The 13,432-nt window shown below is 61.8% G+C and carries 17 protein-coding genes and 1 tRNA gene; 13 read left to right on the top strand and 5 right to left on the bottom strand.

The annotated features are described in order from the left end of the window. Positions 1–719 precede the first annotated feature (719 nt). Complete coding sequence (locus JAO73_RS01405; protein ID WP_198975378.1) at positions 720–1,112, bottom strand: SLOG family protein; 393 nt, start codon at positions 1,110–1,112, stop codon at positions 720–722. Between the two features lie 152 nt (positions 1,113–1,264). On the opposite strand from JAO73_RS01405, the gene JAO73_RS01400 reads away from it, so the two are divergent. The 8 genes from JAO73_RS01400 (at position 1,265) to JAO73_RS01365 (ending at position 5,392) form a co-directional block, all read left to right on the top strand. Further along, on the top strand, positions 1,265–1,723 hold the full coding sequence (locus JAO73_RS01400) for a hypothetical protein (RefSeq protein WP_198975377.1): 459 nt from the start codon (positions 1,265–1,267) through the stop codon (positions 1,721–1,723). Further along, a complete protein-coding gene (locus JAO73_RS01395) occupies positions 1,713–2,036 on the top strand; it encodes a hypothetical protein (protein WP_198975376.1) in 324 nt (107 codons plus the stop codon). The genes JAO73_RS01400 and JAO73_RS01395 overlap by 11 nt, the downstream gene beginning before the upstream one ends. Positions 2,037–2,051: 15 nt before the next feature. Next, positions 2,052–2,297, top strand: coding sequence for a hypothetical protein (locus JAO73_RS01390; protein WP_198975375.1), 246 nt, complete (start codon positions 2,052–2,054; stop codon positions 2,295–2,297). Between the two features lie 17 nt (positions 2,298–2,314). Continuing rightward, positions 2,315–2,632, top strand: coding sequence for a DUF3846 domain-containing protein (locus JAO73_RS01385; protein WP_198975374.1), 318 nt, complete (start codon positions 2,315–2,317; stop codon positions 2,630–2,632). 96 nt (positions 2,633–2,728) lie between these two features. Then, complete coding sequence (locus tag JAO73_RS01380) at positions 2,729–3,439, top strand: hypothetical protein (protein ID WP_198975373.1); 711 nt, start codon at positions 2,729–2,731, stop codon at positions 3,437–3,439. Positions 3,440–3,503: 64 nt separating this feature from the next. After that, positions 3,504–3,752 carry a hypothetical protein gene (locus tag JAO73_RS01375; RefSeq protein WP_198975372.1) on the top strand — a complete coding sequence of 83 codons (249 nt, stop codon included), beginning with the start codon at positions 3,504–3,506 and terminating at the stop codon, positions 3,750–3,752. Positions 3,753–3,767: 15 nt separating this feature from the next. Then, positions 3,768–4,415 carry a PD-(D/E)XK nuclease-like domain-containing protein gene (locus tag JAO73_RS01370; RefSeq protein ID WP_198975371.1) on the top strand — a complete coding sequence of 216 codons (648 nt, stop codon included), beginning with the start codon at positions 3,768–3,770 and terminating at the stop codon, positions 4,413–4,415. A 113-nt stretch (positions 4,416–4,528) separates the two neighbouring features. Then, a complete protein-coding gene (locus tag JAO73_RS01365) occupies positions 4,529–5,392 on the top strand; it encodes a hypothetical protein (RefSeq protein ID WP_198975370.1) in 864 nt (287 codons plus the stop codon). A 73-nt stretch (positions 5,393–5,465) separates the two neighbouring features. Here JAO73_RS01365 and JAO73_RS01360 read toward each other — a convergent pair whose 3' ends face one another. The 3 genes from JAO73_RS01360 to JAO73_RS01350 form a co-directional block, all read right to left on the bottom strand. Then, positions 5,466–5,867, bottom strand: coding sequence for a hypothetical protein (locus tag JAO73_RS01360; RefSeq protein WP_198975369.1), 402 nt, complete (start codon positions 5,865–5,867; stop codon positions 5,466–5,468). 81 nt (positions 5,868–5,948) lie between these two features. Beyond that, a complete protein-coding gene (locus tag JAO73_RS01355) occupies positions 5,949–6,695 on the bottom strand; it encodes a hypothetical protein (RefSeq protein ID WP_198975368.1) in 747 nt (248 codons plus the stop codon). A 59-nt stretch (positions 6,696–6,754) separates the two neighbouring features. Next, on the bottom strand, positions 6,755–7,333 hold the full coding sequence (locus JAO73_RS01350) for a thermonuclease family protein (protein ID WP_317191183.1): 579 nt from the start codon (positions 7,331–7,333) through the stop codon (positions 6,755–6,757). 97 nt (positions 7,334–7,430) lie between these two features. Between JAO73_RS01350 and JAO73_RS01345 the strand changes: the two genes are divergently transcribed. Next, positions 7,431–7,634 (top strand): hypothetical protein, encoded by a 204-nt coding sequence (locus JAO73_RS01345; protein ID WP_198975367.1) that lies wholly within the window; start codon positions 7,431–7,433, stop codon positions 7,632–7,634. Between the two features lie 301 nt (positions 7,635–7,935). Here the strand turns inward: JAO73_RS01345 and JAO73_RS01340 are convergent. Next, positions 7,936–8,008: transfer RNA gene (locus tag JAO73_RS01340), tRNA-Phe, on the bottom strand. Positions 8,009–8,181: 173 nt separating this feature from the next. Between JAO73_RS01340 and JAO73_RS01335 the strand changes: the two genes are divergently transcribed. The 4 genes from JAO73_RS01335 (at position 8,182) to JAO73_RS01320 (ending at position 13,304) form a co-directional block, all read left to right on the top strand. Then, entirely contained in the window at positions 8,182–9,585 is a 1,404-nt protein-coding gene (locus JAO73_RS01335; RefSeq protein ID WP_198975366.1) for a 4Fe-4S dicluster domain-containing protein, read from the top strand. A gap of 209 nt (positions 9,586–9,794) precedes the next feature. Beyond that, on the top strand, positions 9,795–10,646 hold the full coding sequence (locus JAO73_RS01330; protein ID WP_190927139.1) for a (Fe-S)-binding protein: 852 nt from the start codon (positions 9,795–9,797) through the stop codon (positions 10,644–10,646). A 125-nt stretch (positions 10,647–10,771) separates the two neighbouring features. Next, positions 10,772–11,257: a hypothetical protein gene (locus tag JAO73_RS01325; RefSeq protein ID WP_198975365.1), complete on the top strand. Its 486-nt coding sequence runs from the start codon at positions 10,772–10,774 to the stop codon at positions 11,255–11,257. Between the two features lie 124 nt (positions 11,258–11,381). Further along, complete coding sequence (locus JAO73_RS01320) at positions 11,382–13,304, top strand: CHU_0125 family OmpA-like outer membrane integrity protein (RefSeq protein WP_502213693.1); 1,923 nt, start codon at positions 11,382–11,384, stop codon at positions 13,302–13,304. Positions 13,305–13,432 lie beyond the last annotated feature (128 nt).

Below are 13,432 nucleotides of genomic sequence, written 5' to 3'. Positions count from 1 at the left end.
TCACGCAACCCTCCCGCGACTCCCTGAGGCTGCCGAAACACCGGCCCACGCGCCGCCTCGCCGCCCTCCATTCGTTCCGCCCACGCTTCGCTACGTTCGCTCGTCGCTTAGTGCCTGCGCTCCTCGCTCACTATGCTTCGCAGGGCTCCACTCACTCCGGTCGGCCAGCCGTCGCTACCGCAACCCACACCCCGGCCCGCCCGTCGCCTCTCCTCCCTCTAGACCGGCTGCATTACGCTCCGGCTCCACGTTGCTGCGCCTGCGCTCCATTCCGCCGGCTTCCGGTCGTCGCCACGCCGTGCCGGCCTCTTCCTCCCCGCCTCCAACGGTTTCTCCTGAGCCTGGCGCAACCTCGCCCCACGCGCCGCCCAGCCTCCCAACAGTCGGCCAGTCGCCGCTACCGAAACCCGCCGCCCCGGCCCGCTTCCCTAAAGTCAGCCAGCCTCTCCCCACCCACCGAAAAACGGCAGCCCGCGGCTAAAAGCGGCATCAGCGGCCATAGGCTCAACAGCAACAGCTGCCTAAATGCGGTGCCCTCCGGGCGCGTTTCATTGGGGCGGCCCCCAAACCCCTGTGATATGCGCCGCTCCGCTCTGCATGGCCTCGGGTTCCACCCTCACAAGGCCCGCTACGCGCCCATTGGCGGGCTCCGCGCCGCCGAGAAAAGCATCTAGCTGTTTGGTAGGGTCGGGGCTGGCAGGGCCGCCGCAGCGGGCAGGCTACAGGCCCAGGCCGCCCAGCACTGGCCCCGCCCCAGGTGCGGGCGCCAGCAGCCACTCGCAGGGTCGCCCCAGTCGGGCCGCTGCCCGGGCGGCGCTTAGCGTGCCCCGGCTGGCCCCGTCCCACACCACCAGCACCAGGTCAGCCGCTGCCACCACTTCGGCATTGCGCACGTGCGGCGCACTCGCCCCGTGGGTGGCATAGTCCGGCCGCAGCTCGCGCACCGGCACCCCGTTGGCCCGGGCCCAGTCGGCCGCCAGGCTGTCCACGCCGGTAGCGCCGCCGCTCACCAGCTGTGCCGGGGCCAATTCTGCCAGTCGGGCCAGCAGCGCGGGGCAGCTGGCCACGCCCCGGCTGCCTACCACTGCCACTGTCTTTTTGTCTTTTTCCATGTTTTAAAGGTACGCACTATTTGTGTATTTTTCTACATATTTCTCGCTTTTTTCTTACCATTGTGTGTATCTTTTTACTCTTTTGTGCGTATATTTGTACAAGCACAAGGGAAAGGCCCTGCCTGCTGTCTCACGCCTCACACCTACAGGCCATGTTCACCCACTTTCAGTTTGCAGAGTTAGCCGCCGCCGCTTGGTGCGGCCCCGCCCTCCATTCCGCTGGCGTCCACGTCAGCATCACGGGCAGCATCACCCACACGCAGTACGGGGTTCACTATTTCGTCGCGCAAGCTGGCACGGAGCACGGGTGGGTTACTTATTTTTCTTGTGGCCTTTCCTGCCCGTTTGCGGCCATCACCGCCGCCGTGGCGCACTACGCGCAGGCCGCCCAGGAGCAAGCCGCCGGGCTGGCCCTGCTGGCCGAGGGGGCCCAGGGCCACGCCGCCCGCATGGTGTCGGCCGCAGAGCAGGCCCTTAGCGGCGCACCGGCTCAGCTGCAGCTGCCGGCGCCCGAGATAGTATGCGTGGTTTGCCAGGAGGGGCGCGACGCGCTAGGCCAGTGCCGCTGCTGCTACGTTCCCGCTGCCCAGCTAGTCGCTCATGCTGCTTAGTCCGTGCGCCCCCGCCATTGCCGCCCCCGCCGTGGGGGCGGCACCACTGGCCACGGCCCAGCTCACCCCCTACGAGGTGCTGGCCCGCGCACAGTCAGTGAAATACTACGCCGACCGGGCTTTGTGGGAAGTGCGGGACAATGACTTTAGTCCCAACCGCTTCCGCCGCTTGCTGGCTGCTGCTCGTCACCGTCAGGCCGCCCGCGCCGCTTATGCCGCCGCTGCTGCTGCCTACCATGCCACGCCCCGGGCCGCTGCCGAAAGAGCCGCCCGCGCCGCCTACGCCGCCAAGTACGGCACCCCCATTCAGTAGCCATCAGCCCCCGCCATGCCCGCCACCATCGCCCCCAGCCTTGCCCAGGTTGCCGCCGCCTGCTTTCCCGTGCCCGGTGCCCATTTCACCGGCTACGCCTTCGCCCAGGGCCGCCGCTTCAATTGCCAGTTCGACGTGCCCAGCCCCCACACCGGGGCCGTGGTGGCCCACTTCCGCGGCACCGGCGCCACGCCATTCGAGGCCATAGCTGCCGCCGTCCAGCTCTTCCACGACAGCGCCCACGCCTTCCCAATCTTCTAACCTAGCCAGCCCACAACATGCCCAAAACCGCTACTCCCCCTTATCAACCCCACTTGCTCGACCCACACAGCGCCACGCCGCAGCCGGTCAGCCCCGCCAACGGCAAGAGCTTCAAGCTGGCCGAGCTATACGCCATGCTCGATTGCCGCACCGTCGACGTGGTGCGCCTCTCGCCCGAGCTGATTCTCATCATCGACGACGAGGGGAAGTTCCGCCACCCGGCCTACCTCAACCTGCTGGCCACCTACCTCTGGTATCACCACCAGCCCGAAGCGCGGGGTCAGGACTCCATCGTAGGCCGCGCCATCGTCTGCCACGACAAGCAATTCCGCTAACCACAACCCCAAATACGGCGCAGGGGCCGGCCGCCAACCGCAGGTCAACGCAGTTAACTGGCCCCGCTTTTTTCACTTCCCAACCCCTTCCACATTATGGCAACCGCCACAACCCCCAAAACCGCCGCCGCAAAGGCTGCACCCGCCGCTCAGGTTTCTGACCTGACGCTCACCCCCACCACCCGCCCGGCCTACCTCGTCGCCGGCGTGGATGAAAGCACCGGCGAAGAAACCTGGAGCAACCCGTTCCGCTACCTGCCCGGCCATCCCCGCCAAATCCGCTTCGACGCCAAGGCCGGCCAGTTCAACATCAACGGCACCACGCCCCTCGGCCAGTCGCTGCGTTTCATCCCGCTGGCCTGGCGCATTTTCAGCGACGACATTCTGAACATGGGCCGCAAGACGTGGGCCGAGCTCTACTTCACCGACGACAAGGGCGCCGTCTGCGCCGTGCTCTTCCACGGCTACAGCGTCGAAAACCTCTACCGCCTCATCGAGCCGCTGTTCTACGACGACCTTACCCTGGCCGACGTGGTAGTGAAGGTGCAGGCCGAGAAGAAGGAGACGACAAAGGAAGGCAAGAAGGCCACCTACTACATCGCCCAGTTCAGCTACGAAGCCGCCGACCCCGCCGAGGTAGCTGCGCGCCGCGACTTCGCCCGCGACTTCCCCATCTGGCGCGCCGAAACCTACACCGGCCTCGCTGACATCCGCCAGCAGCACGGCTACACCGTGCCCCAGGCCGAAGAGCAGCCCCGCCTGGAACAGGAATCTGACCCAAAGGAAGGCCTCAACCAAGCCGCCTAATCATTCACCGGCAGCCCGCCCGTTGCGCTCTGCGATGGGTGGGCCAGCCAAACCTTCCTCCCTCATGCTCCAACTCCCCGAACTCCGCCAAGAGCTGCCCACCAGTACGCCCGAAGAAACCGCCCGCTTCACCGAGCTGGCCCAGCTGCTCGCCACCACCGCCCCGCTTCCCGACCTGCGCGACCTGGCCCCCGCCGTGCGCCAGCTCTTCCCCGAGCCGGCCTACGAAGTAGGCTGCGGCGGCTCCCACATCTGGCTGCACCGCGCCGACGAGTCCCAGCGCCTGGCCTGCGTCCTCGACCGCCACCAATAAATCCCTCCCAATCCCATGTTTACCAACGTCCAGCCCCACCCCGAGCTCACCCAGGCCCAGCACCGCGCCCTCCCTCATGCCTCCAACACCGACCTCTCCAACCTCAAAGCCGAGCTATTGGGCAAGCCCAACACGCCCAACCCCGTGGCCCTTACTTTCGGCAGCCACTTCCACACCGCCACCCTCGAGCCCCAGCACTACGCCCGCACCGCCGAGCGCTGCGACTGGCCCCTGGTCGAAACCCTGGCCGCCGCCGTGCGCCGCCAGCGCTACTGCCGCGACCTGCTGTTTCGCGGCCAGGCCGAGCAAACGCACACCGCCACCCACGCGGCCACCGGCGTGCCCGTCAAAATCCGCCCCGACCTGCTCCACGTCAGCCCCCGCATCGGCAAGGTGGGCCTGGTCGACTTCAAAACCACCAGCGCCCGCGACTACGCCGGCTTCTGCGCCACCATCGAGCAGTACGACTACGACCGCCAGGCCGCCTTCTACGCCGACGTGCTCGGAGCCACCCGCTTCACCATCATCGGCGTTCAGAAGAAGGCACCCTACGCCGTCTGGCAGGTCGAGCTGTTCGACATTCCCGGCCTCTTCGAACAGGGCCGCAAGAAGTACAGCACCCTGCTGCGCCATTATGCTATTCGTGTCCCAAAATTTGTATAGGAATCAATTGAATGCCTGTGAAAAGATTATAAACTTCGATAAACCCTACGCCTACATTTGTCCACTTCGTGTAATGCTGTGGGCTGAAAACGACCTGTATTAATTCTATCTAAATGAGCGACCTCGTCTTACACTCAGAAACACTGAGTCATCATGGTTCTGAGAAAGGCACTTGGATGAGGTTCTTTTTACAGCCTAAAGATTTAGCCAGCTCATCTTTTTGCGGTGCTGAATTCGATAGGCGTGCGGGGGAATTCTTTTCAGCTGTGATGCCTGAAATAATCAACTTTTACGATATCCATGAGGAGTTGATTGCTTTGATAGAAGCATTCCGCATCGGAGTAAATAATGGTACCTTCTACACAGTGGACGCACGCGGAAGCTCACGATTCGACAGGAGCCTTGAAATACGGATTCGAAATCTGGTGAAGGACTTCTTTATCAGGGGTAAGGTAACCTTAATGTCTTTTGCTAACTCTGGTTTATTGGAGGACGAAGCAAATGGGTTTTCATTTAAACGATTCTATTTCTGTAATGAGAAGAAATTTACAACCATCACCGCTGAATATGGCAACCTTACGGACAGCCGCTACTTGCCAATAATTAACCTTATGGGCCGAGCGAATGGCGCCTTTTTGGGTGATTTCAACAAAATAAGAGGCGCCATTGAGCACGAGTTATTCCGCTTAGACAAGTTCACTCTTTTAGCCGGCGCAGCTAGCCCAACTATTGTTGAGCCAAAGCTTAATGGGGTAGACTTGAGCGAGGCTTTAACTCATTTTTACGAATCCATTCTTGACTTTATAGAAAAGACAACGGCCTATTTTTTTGGCATTATGGGTGAATTGAAGTCCCCTTGGCATCAGTTACATGTACGTCATGATTTCAACTATTCGAAGTCATATTACAAATACATCTTCTCGTTAGGCGGAATGCCGATAGGTGGAGGAGACACCACTCGATGCCTATTTGATTAAATCGGCAGTAGCCTAATGAAAAGCCCCGCCTGCGCATTGCAAGCGGGGCTTTTCATTTCAGAGCAGTTTACCGTTACGCCTGCAGCACGTCAACCTGCGGAGGCGACAGAATCGGAGTACTCGCCCCCACCTCGCCAAACAGCGGGTTGGCGGGCAGTTCTTGTCCACCGTTGCCATCCGGCACTTGGTTGAAGATTACCGCTTCCTCACCGGGCGCACTCTGCGCCAGATGGTCCTCCAGCACTTCCTGCCCGCTATTGGCGTGCAGCGCCTGCGTAAGCAGCGTATAGGTGCTCACGTCCACATTATAAATCTGGTTCAGCGCATTCATCTGCGTGGCCGCGTCCTCTGCTGCCCCGATGGCATCCGACAGCAATTGCGTGTATCGCCGAGCCTTCGCGTCAGCTTTGGCGCGGAGCTTAATAGCGCGCTTCATGCGCCGTTTGAATTGGGTTTGATAGGCCGTAAGTGCCATGATTATTGAGGGTTAAAAGCTTAGAAGAAAAAGGAAACGGCCAGCCGTTAGGCCGGCCGTTTCGTGCGTCACTGCCGCAGCTTAGGCCACGTACTCAATGGCCAAGGGGTTCGTGCTGTTGTTGTTCAGCGGGTAGAACTTGCCATTAATCTGCTGGTAGAAGTTGATGCCCACCACGCCCACCACCAGGTTGGCGTCGGCCGGGGCGGCCGGGAAGGTGGCCACCAGCGACTGGTTCACCAGCGGCGCACCATTCAGCGGCAGGATGCCCAGCGGAGCCGCCACCACACCGTTGGTGTAGGTCAGCATCTCCATGTCCAGGTCCGAAACCGCAAACACCACCTCGAAGTGGGTAGCGCCCTGCGGAGCCGCAATGTCGCTGGCCGGGTTCAAGGCCGGAATGTGCATCGTCACATCCGCACCGGCGCCCGTTACCTCGTAAGGGAAGTACATCGTCTGACCAATGCCAGCGCCAATGTTGAAGTTGAAGCCCAGAAGGGGAGCCGAGTTCGAGGAGTCGAACACGCGCTGGCCCCGGTCATTCGTGTCGTCGAGCCCGATGATAGCGCGCATGGCCTTGGTTAGGCGCGAGGCCAAACGGCTGTCGCTGGCCGAGGCAATAGCCACGCGCAGCGAGTCGCGCAGCAGTTTGCTGTACTTAGCCGACAAGCCAAATTCAGCCGCATTTTCACGGGTGCGGGCCAGACTAGCCGAGCTAGCAAAGGCCGCTTTGTTGGAAGCAGGTTTTTGACGTACTGAGCCGTCTTTGGCGAACACAAGGCCACCCACGGTGCCTTGCAGTCCCAGGATGCCAGTTTGAGAGGCCATGAGAAAAGGGGAATAAAAAGTGAGATAAAAAACCGGCTGCTTTCACTTGCGCGGCCTTGTTACCAGGTGCAGCCAACCCGGTAGCGCCGCTTGATTTCTGAATTAAAAGACCGCCACAGCTTCGGCGGTACTGCCCCGGGCGCGCCGCATTTCCACAGCCCGCGCCCGGCCCGCTGCGCGGCCACCTGCTGCTGCGCCCGCTGAGCCACCGTTCGGTTAGGGTCGAAGGCCCAGGCCCACCCGCGCACCACCAGCAGTGAATCCAGCGGCACCGCGCGGCCTGCAGCAGCCACGGTAGCCGTCGGAATCAGCACCGCGCCCAGCGTCCGACCATACAGGTCCAGCCCGGCCCGCGCCACCAGCACCACCCGCCCCGGCGCCAGTAGCCGCGCCACCGAATCGGCAGCCTGCGGCCCGAACGCCTGGTCCTGCTCCGGCGCATCCACGCCCAGCAGCCTAAGCCGGTACGTCGTAGAGCCCGACAGCATGATGTAGGTATCGGCATCAATGACGCGCACCACCCGGGCCGCCTCAGCCGCCAGCGCAGCGCGGGCCGTCAGCGACAGCGGCGCGCCCGTCTCCTGCTGGCTCGACAAACAGCCCACGGCCAGCGCCCCCGCCAGCCCTAGTCCTGCCACCCTCGAAACAAACCAGTTGGCCTTCATTTCCCGAACCTACCGCCCGGTTTTAGCCGTTGTATCTTAGCCTGCCACTTTTACCCAACTGTACCCCATTATGCCCCAGGTTTGCATCCACCCCAAGGAAGTGGCCCAGCTCACCGGCACCAAATACGGCACGGCCAAGGTCCTGCTGCAGCGCATCCGCGCCGAGCTCAACAAGCCCGCCCGGGCCTACGTGTCGGTCGCCGAGTTCTGTCACTATACCCACCTCCCCGAGGAGGAAGTTTCCCGCGCCCTCAACCAAGGCCAGCGCAGCTAGCCGGCCTCGGAGCGTAGCTCGAGTATAGCTGGAGCCACCTTGGCTCCACTCTACCTCTAAGTCGGCAACTCGCCGCCACAAAAAAGGGCCGCCCCCGAAACGAGGACGACCCTAAATGCCGAAAAGAGGAGTTTGGCAACTAATTCTCTCCGACAAGGCAAATGTATCGGTTCTACTGTAGGACCAACGGCTTTTTCAGCCTTTTTAACCAAGCTTCCGAGTCGGTCAGCCTGTTCTGTCCCAGATTCCGTCCCAGGCACAATAAAAAAGGCCCTTAGCAGTGCGCTAAGGGCCTTTTTCGTGGCAACAGTTGGAATCGAACCAACGACACCAGCATTTTCAGTGCTGTGCTCTACCAACTGAGCTATGTTGCCGTTTCCCCGCTGCTCCGGAAGGCGCTTTGGGGACCGCAAAGGTACGAATCCAAAACAATGGCGCAAGAAAATGAGTAAAAAAAGTATTGGCTCCCCGCCCGCCCATTAAAAAGTAGTCGGCATGCCGACTATCTTGCGGCCGCAAACGTTCCCGTCTCCTTACCTTTACCCGCATGTTGCAATCCATCCTCTTCCTGCTGCTGCTGGTGGCAGCATTCGGCCTGTTTGCCTGGCAAGTGCGAAAAATCTGGGCCAATATCCATGTCGGGCGCGAGCGCGACATGAGCGGCCACCCGGCCGAGCGGTTCCGCAAAATGATGCTGGTGGCCTTCGGGCAGCAGAAAATGTTCAAGCGCCTCACCCCCGCCCTGCTCCACCTGGTGGTGTACGTGGGTTTTCTGGTGATTAACATCGAGGTGATTGAAATCGTCATCGACGGCCTGTTCGGCAACATTTTCGGTTTCCACCGCTCCCTCAAGTTCCTCGGCCCGGTGTACGACGTGCTGATGGCCACCAACGAAATCCTGGCCGCGCTGGTGATACTCGCCGTGGCCGCCTTCTGGTGGCGCCGCAACCGCAGCCAGCCGGTGAAGCGCTTCACGGGCGTGGAGCTGCGCGCCTGGCCCAAGCTCGACGCCAACGTCATTCTCTACATCGAAGTCATCCTGATGGTGGCCCTGTTCTTCATGAACACCGCCGACCTGAAGCTGCACCAGGTGCGCGGCGAAGAAATGCCGGGCACTTTCCCCATCAGCAGCCTGCTCGTGGGCTTGTTCCCCTCCGATGCCGGCACGCTGCACGTGCTGGAGCGCATTGGCTGGTGGGCCCACATCACGGGCATCTTCCTCTTCCTCAACTACCTGCCCAGCTCCAAGCACTTCCACATCATCATCTCGTTTCCGAACGTGTGGTACTCGCGGCTGGTGCCGCAGGGCCAGTTTTCGAACGTGGAAAGCATCACCCACGAGGTGAAGGCCATGATGGACCCCAGCTACGTGGTGCCGCCCGCCCCCACCGCACCCGACGGCTCGGCCCTGGCCCCCACCTCCTTCGGCGCCAAGGACGTGGAAGACCTGCCCTGGACCAACCTGCTGAACGCCTACTCCTGCACGGAATGCGGCCGCTGCACCTCCGTGTGCCCCGCCAACCTGACGGGCAAGCTGCTCTCGCCGCGCAAAATCATCATGGACACGCGCGACCGCATGGAGGAGAAGTACGAGTCGCCCCTCATTTTCCGGCCCAACCAGTACGGCCCCGAGGCTAAGCACGAGCCCGTGACCGACCTGATGGAGGCCACCCTGCTGCGCGGCAAAGTGACGCCCGAGGAACTGTGGGCCTGCACCACCTGCAACGCCTGCGTGGAAAGCTGCCCCGTGAACATCAACCCCCTGGAAAGCATTATTGAGATGCGCCGCTTCCTGGTGCTGGAAGAGTCGGCCGCGCCGAACTCGCTCAACGTCATGTTCTCTAACATCGAAAACAACGGCGCGCCGTGGGCCTTCTCGCCTTCCGACCGGTTCAACTGGGCCGATGACTTGTTTGCGGCTGAGAAGCCGGCGAAGGCTGCGGTAGCTTAGTCAGTAGCAAGCATAGAACGTCATGCAGAGCGCCGCGAAGCATCTCGCGTGCCGCCACTAACTTATCGACGTTTTCACGATTGAATTACTCTTGCACGCGAGATGCTTCGCGGCGCTCTGCATGACGTTCCTCCGAACGTTTCAATTCCTTCCCCATGTCCCCAACCACTCCCGCTGCCGGCGAAAAGCGCCAAATCACCGTTCCCGTCATGGCCGATTTGGCGGCCCGCAACGAGTCGCCCGAAATCTTGTTCTGGGTGGGCTGCGCCGGCGCGTTTGATGACCGGTACAAGCGCGTGACCCGCGCCTTCGTACGCATCCTGGACCACGTGGGCGTGAAATACGCCGTGCTGGGCCTGGAAGAAAGCTGCACCGGCGACCCCGCCAAGCGCGCCGGCAACGAGTTCCTGTTTCAGATGCAAGCCATGCAGAACATCACGACGATGAACGGCTACGGCATCAAGAAAATCGTGACGGCTTGCCCGCACTGCTTCAACACCATCAAGAACGAATACCCCGCCTTGGGCGGTGATTACGAGGTCATTCACCACAGCACCTACCTGCAGCAGCTCATCAACGAGGGCAAGGTGGGCGTGACGGGCGGCGAAAGCTTCAAAGGCCGCCGCATCACTTTCCACGACAGCTGCTACCTGGGCCGCGCCAACAACATCTACGAAGCCCCGCGCGAAGTGCTGGCCGCCCTCGACGCCGACCTGGTGGAGATGAAGCGCAGCCGCGCCAACGGCCTGTGCTGCGGCGCCGGCGGCGCCCAGATGTGGAAAGAGCCCGAGCCCGGCAAAAAAGACATCAACATCGAGCGCACCGAGGAAGCCCTGGCCACGCTAAGCGGCGCGGCTGCGGCCCTGCAAAACCTAGGCGGCGTCGAAACCGAAACCGACGCGCCCAGCCAGCACAGCCTGCAGGGCAGCATCATTGCCGTGAGCTGCCCCTTCTGCATGACCATGATGAGCGACGGCGTGAAGAACAAGGAGCAGGAAAACGCCGTGCAGGTGTTCGACCTGGCCGAGCTGGTGGCTTCGGCCGAAGGCATCAACGCGTAGGTTTTCGCGGCTGCCGTCGTTTTTGCGCTGGGCAGTGGGCACAAAAGTGGGCCGCTCGTTCGTTTGCCTGATACCTTTGGCAACGCGGGGCGGCCCTCTTGCTGCCCGCTCACTCCGCGCCCCCTATGTACGTCTCCTTCGACCAGTTGCCTCCTTCGGCACGAGTATGGATTTACCAAGCCAGTCGGCCGCTTTCGGGGCCCGAAACGGTAGCCTTATTGCCTCACCTGGCCCGCTTTTCGGAAGAATGGACCAGCCACGGCCGTAGCCTATTGGCGTCGGCGGAAGTGCTGCACCAACAGTTTTTGGTCATCGGCCTCGACGAAGGCGTGGCCGGCGCCAGCGGCTGCTCCATCGATGCCTCGGTGCGCTTCGTGGCGCAGCTCGAACAAGAACTCGGCATTGAGCTGCTCGACAAATCCCGAATGGCATTCATGCAGGATGGTGAAATTTACTTATTAAAGCACAACGAGATAAAGGCGGCGGTGGCCGCCGGCACGGTGGGCCCCGACACCTTTTACTTCGACAACACGGTGGCCACAAAGGGAGAACTGGGCACTAGCTGGCCCCGCCCGGCATGCCAAACCTGGCTGGCCCGCTACTTTGGTTAGGAAGAAAAAAATCAGCGTCTTGCGCGAATCCTACCTAAACGTAGTATTATTGCTAACCCAAAAATGCCTAGTCGGGAAAATTTTCCGGCTCCTTCTCCCTCACCACCCCTCCACCACACCACCTATGAGGAAACTAGTATTAATCTGCGCTGCGGCTGGTTCTACGGCATTGCTAAACGGCTGTGCCAGCAGCGGCGCCATGAGTAAGGGCGACAAGCAGTTTGCCCGCGGTCAGTACGAGCTGGCGATTCCGCTGTACCAGGCCGATGTGGCCAAAGGCAAGAATGCGGCCATCTCGAATTTCCGCATCGGCGAAGCCTACCGCCTGTCGAACCGGGTGGAGCTGGCCGAGCCCTTCTACAAAGCGGCCCTCGACGGTGGGGTGAAAAACGCCGACGCCGGCTTCCGCTACGCCGAAGCCCTGCGCGCCAACGGCAAATACGACGAGGCCGCGGCCCAGTTCAGCAGCTACGCCAGCAGCGGCGGCAACCGCACCCTGGCCGCCCGCGCCGAAACCGAAGCCAAAAACGCCGCCGCCAGCAAAGCCGTGGCCGGGGTGAAAAACAAGTACGATGTGATGCCGGTGGACGCGCTCAACTCGGCGGGTTCGGACTTTGGCGGCACGATGATGGGCTCGGGCGGTGACTTCGTATTCACGTCGGGCCGCGACGGCAAGAAGTACCTCGGCAACGGCGAAAACTTCAATGACCTCTACGCCATCAAGTTCGACAACGCCGCCACCATGACCGGCGGCAGCGTGCGCAAACTGGAAGGCCCTTTCAACTCCGAGAACAAGCACGAGGCCAGCGCCACCTTCACCCCCGACGGCAAAACGGTGGTGTTTGCGCGCTCGAACGACGGCAGCAAGAAAGGCTACCTGAGCGTCGACCTCTGGATTTCCTACAACAAAGCCGGCACCTGGAGCGAGCCCGTGCTTGCCAACATCAACGACCGCACGGCCGACGACTTCTCGCCGGCTTTCGCGCCGGATGGCACCACGCTGTACTTCGCGTCGAGCCGCAAAGGCGGCCAGGGCGGCAACGACCTCTATAAAGCCACCCTCGGCCCGAACGGCCGCTTCTCGCCGGCCGAAAACCTGGGCGAAAGCATCAACACCGCCGGCAACGACAACTTCCCCGGCGTGGCCCCCGACGGCACGCTGTACTTCGCGTCGGACGGACGCCCCGGCCTGGGCAAGCTCGACTTGTTCATGGTGAAAGGCGGCCAGGCCGTGAACCTCGGCGCCGACGTGAACAGCACCGCTGACGACTTCGCCCCGGTGCCGATGGCCAACGACATTGGCCTGTTCAGCTCGAACCGCGCCGGTGGCAAGGGCTCGGACGACGAGTACATGTTCAAGAAGAAGCCGCTCAAGCTGGTGACCTTCTACGCCGACGGCACCGTGCTGGAGCGCGACGACAAAGCCAACACCACCTTGCCCGTGGCCGGCGCTACCGTGACCGTGACCGGCCCCAACGGCCAGCCGCAGACCGTGACCAGCGACGCCGCCGGCAAGTTCAGCGTGAAGCTGGACTCGGTGAGCAACTACACCTTCCGCGCCGAGCGCGCCGGTGACTTCACCGCCCGCACTTCGCTGAGCACCGTGGGCCGCAAGCCCAGCCAGGACGCCCTGCCCAACCTCACGAACGACGTTCAGCTGCCCGTAACCCTGACGCTGAACAAAATCATTCTGGCCAAAGCCATTGAGGTTAAGGACATTTTCTACGATTACAACAAGTACAACATCCGTCCGGATGCCGCCATCCGCCTCGACACCTTGGTGCAGACGCTGGTGGACAACCCCAAAATCAGCATCGAGCTGAGCTCGCACACCGACTCGCGCGGCAAGGACGCTTACAACATGAAGCTCTCGCAGCAGCGCGCCGACGCCGCCGTGGCGTACATCGTGAGCAAAGGCATCGCCAAGTCGCGCATCACGGCCAAAGGCTACGGCGAAACCCGCCCGGTAGTGCCGAATGCCAAGACCGAAGCCGAGTACCAGCGCAACCGCCGCACCGAGTTCAAGGTGACGCGAATAGCGAAGTAACCTCAACGTTTTGCTTCTTCAAAAAAGCCCCCGCAGCATCAGTTGCGGGGGCTTTTTTTATTGAGAATTGAGCAGTGAGAAGCAAGAAACTGTGTCGTAGTCTTGCTTCTCACTACTCGCTTCACAAT

Origin of the sequence: Hymenobacter miniatus (assembly GCF_016427455.1) — a bacterium.
Taxonomy (GTDB): domain Bacteria; phylum Bacteroidota; class Bacteroidia; order Cytophagales; family Hymenobacteraceae; genus Hymenobacter; species Hymenobacter armeniacus.
Note: the sequence above shows the minus strand (reverse complement) of the source record. Positions and strands in the feature narration are given on the sequence as shown.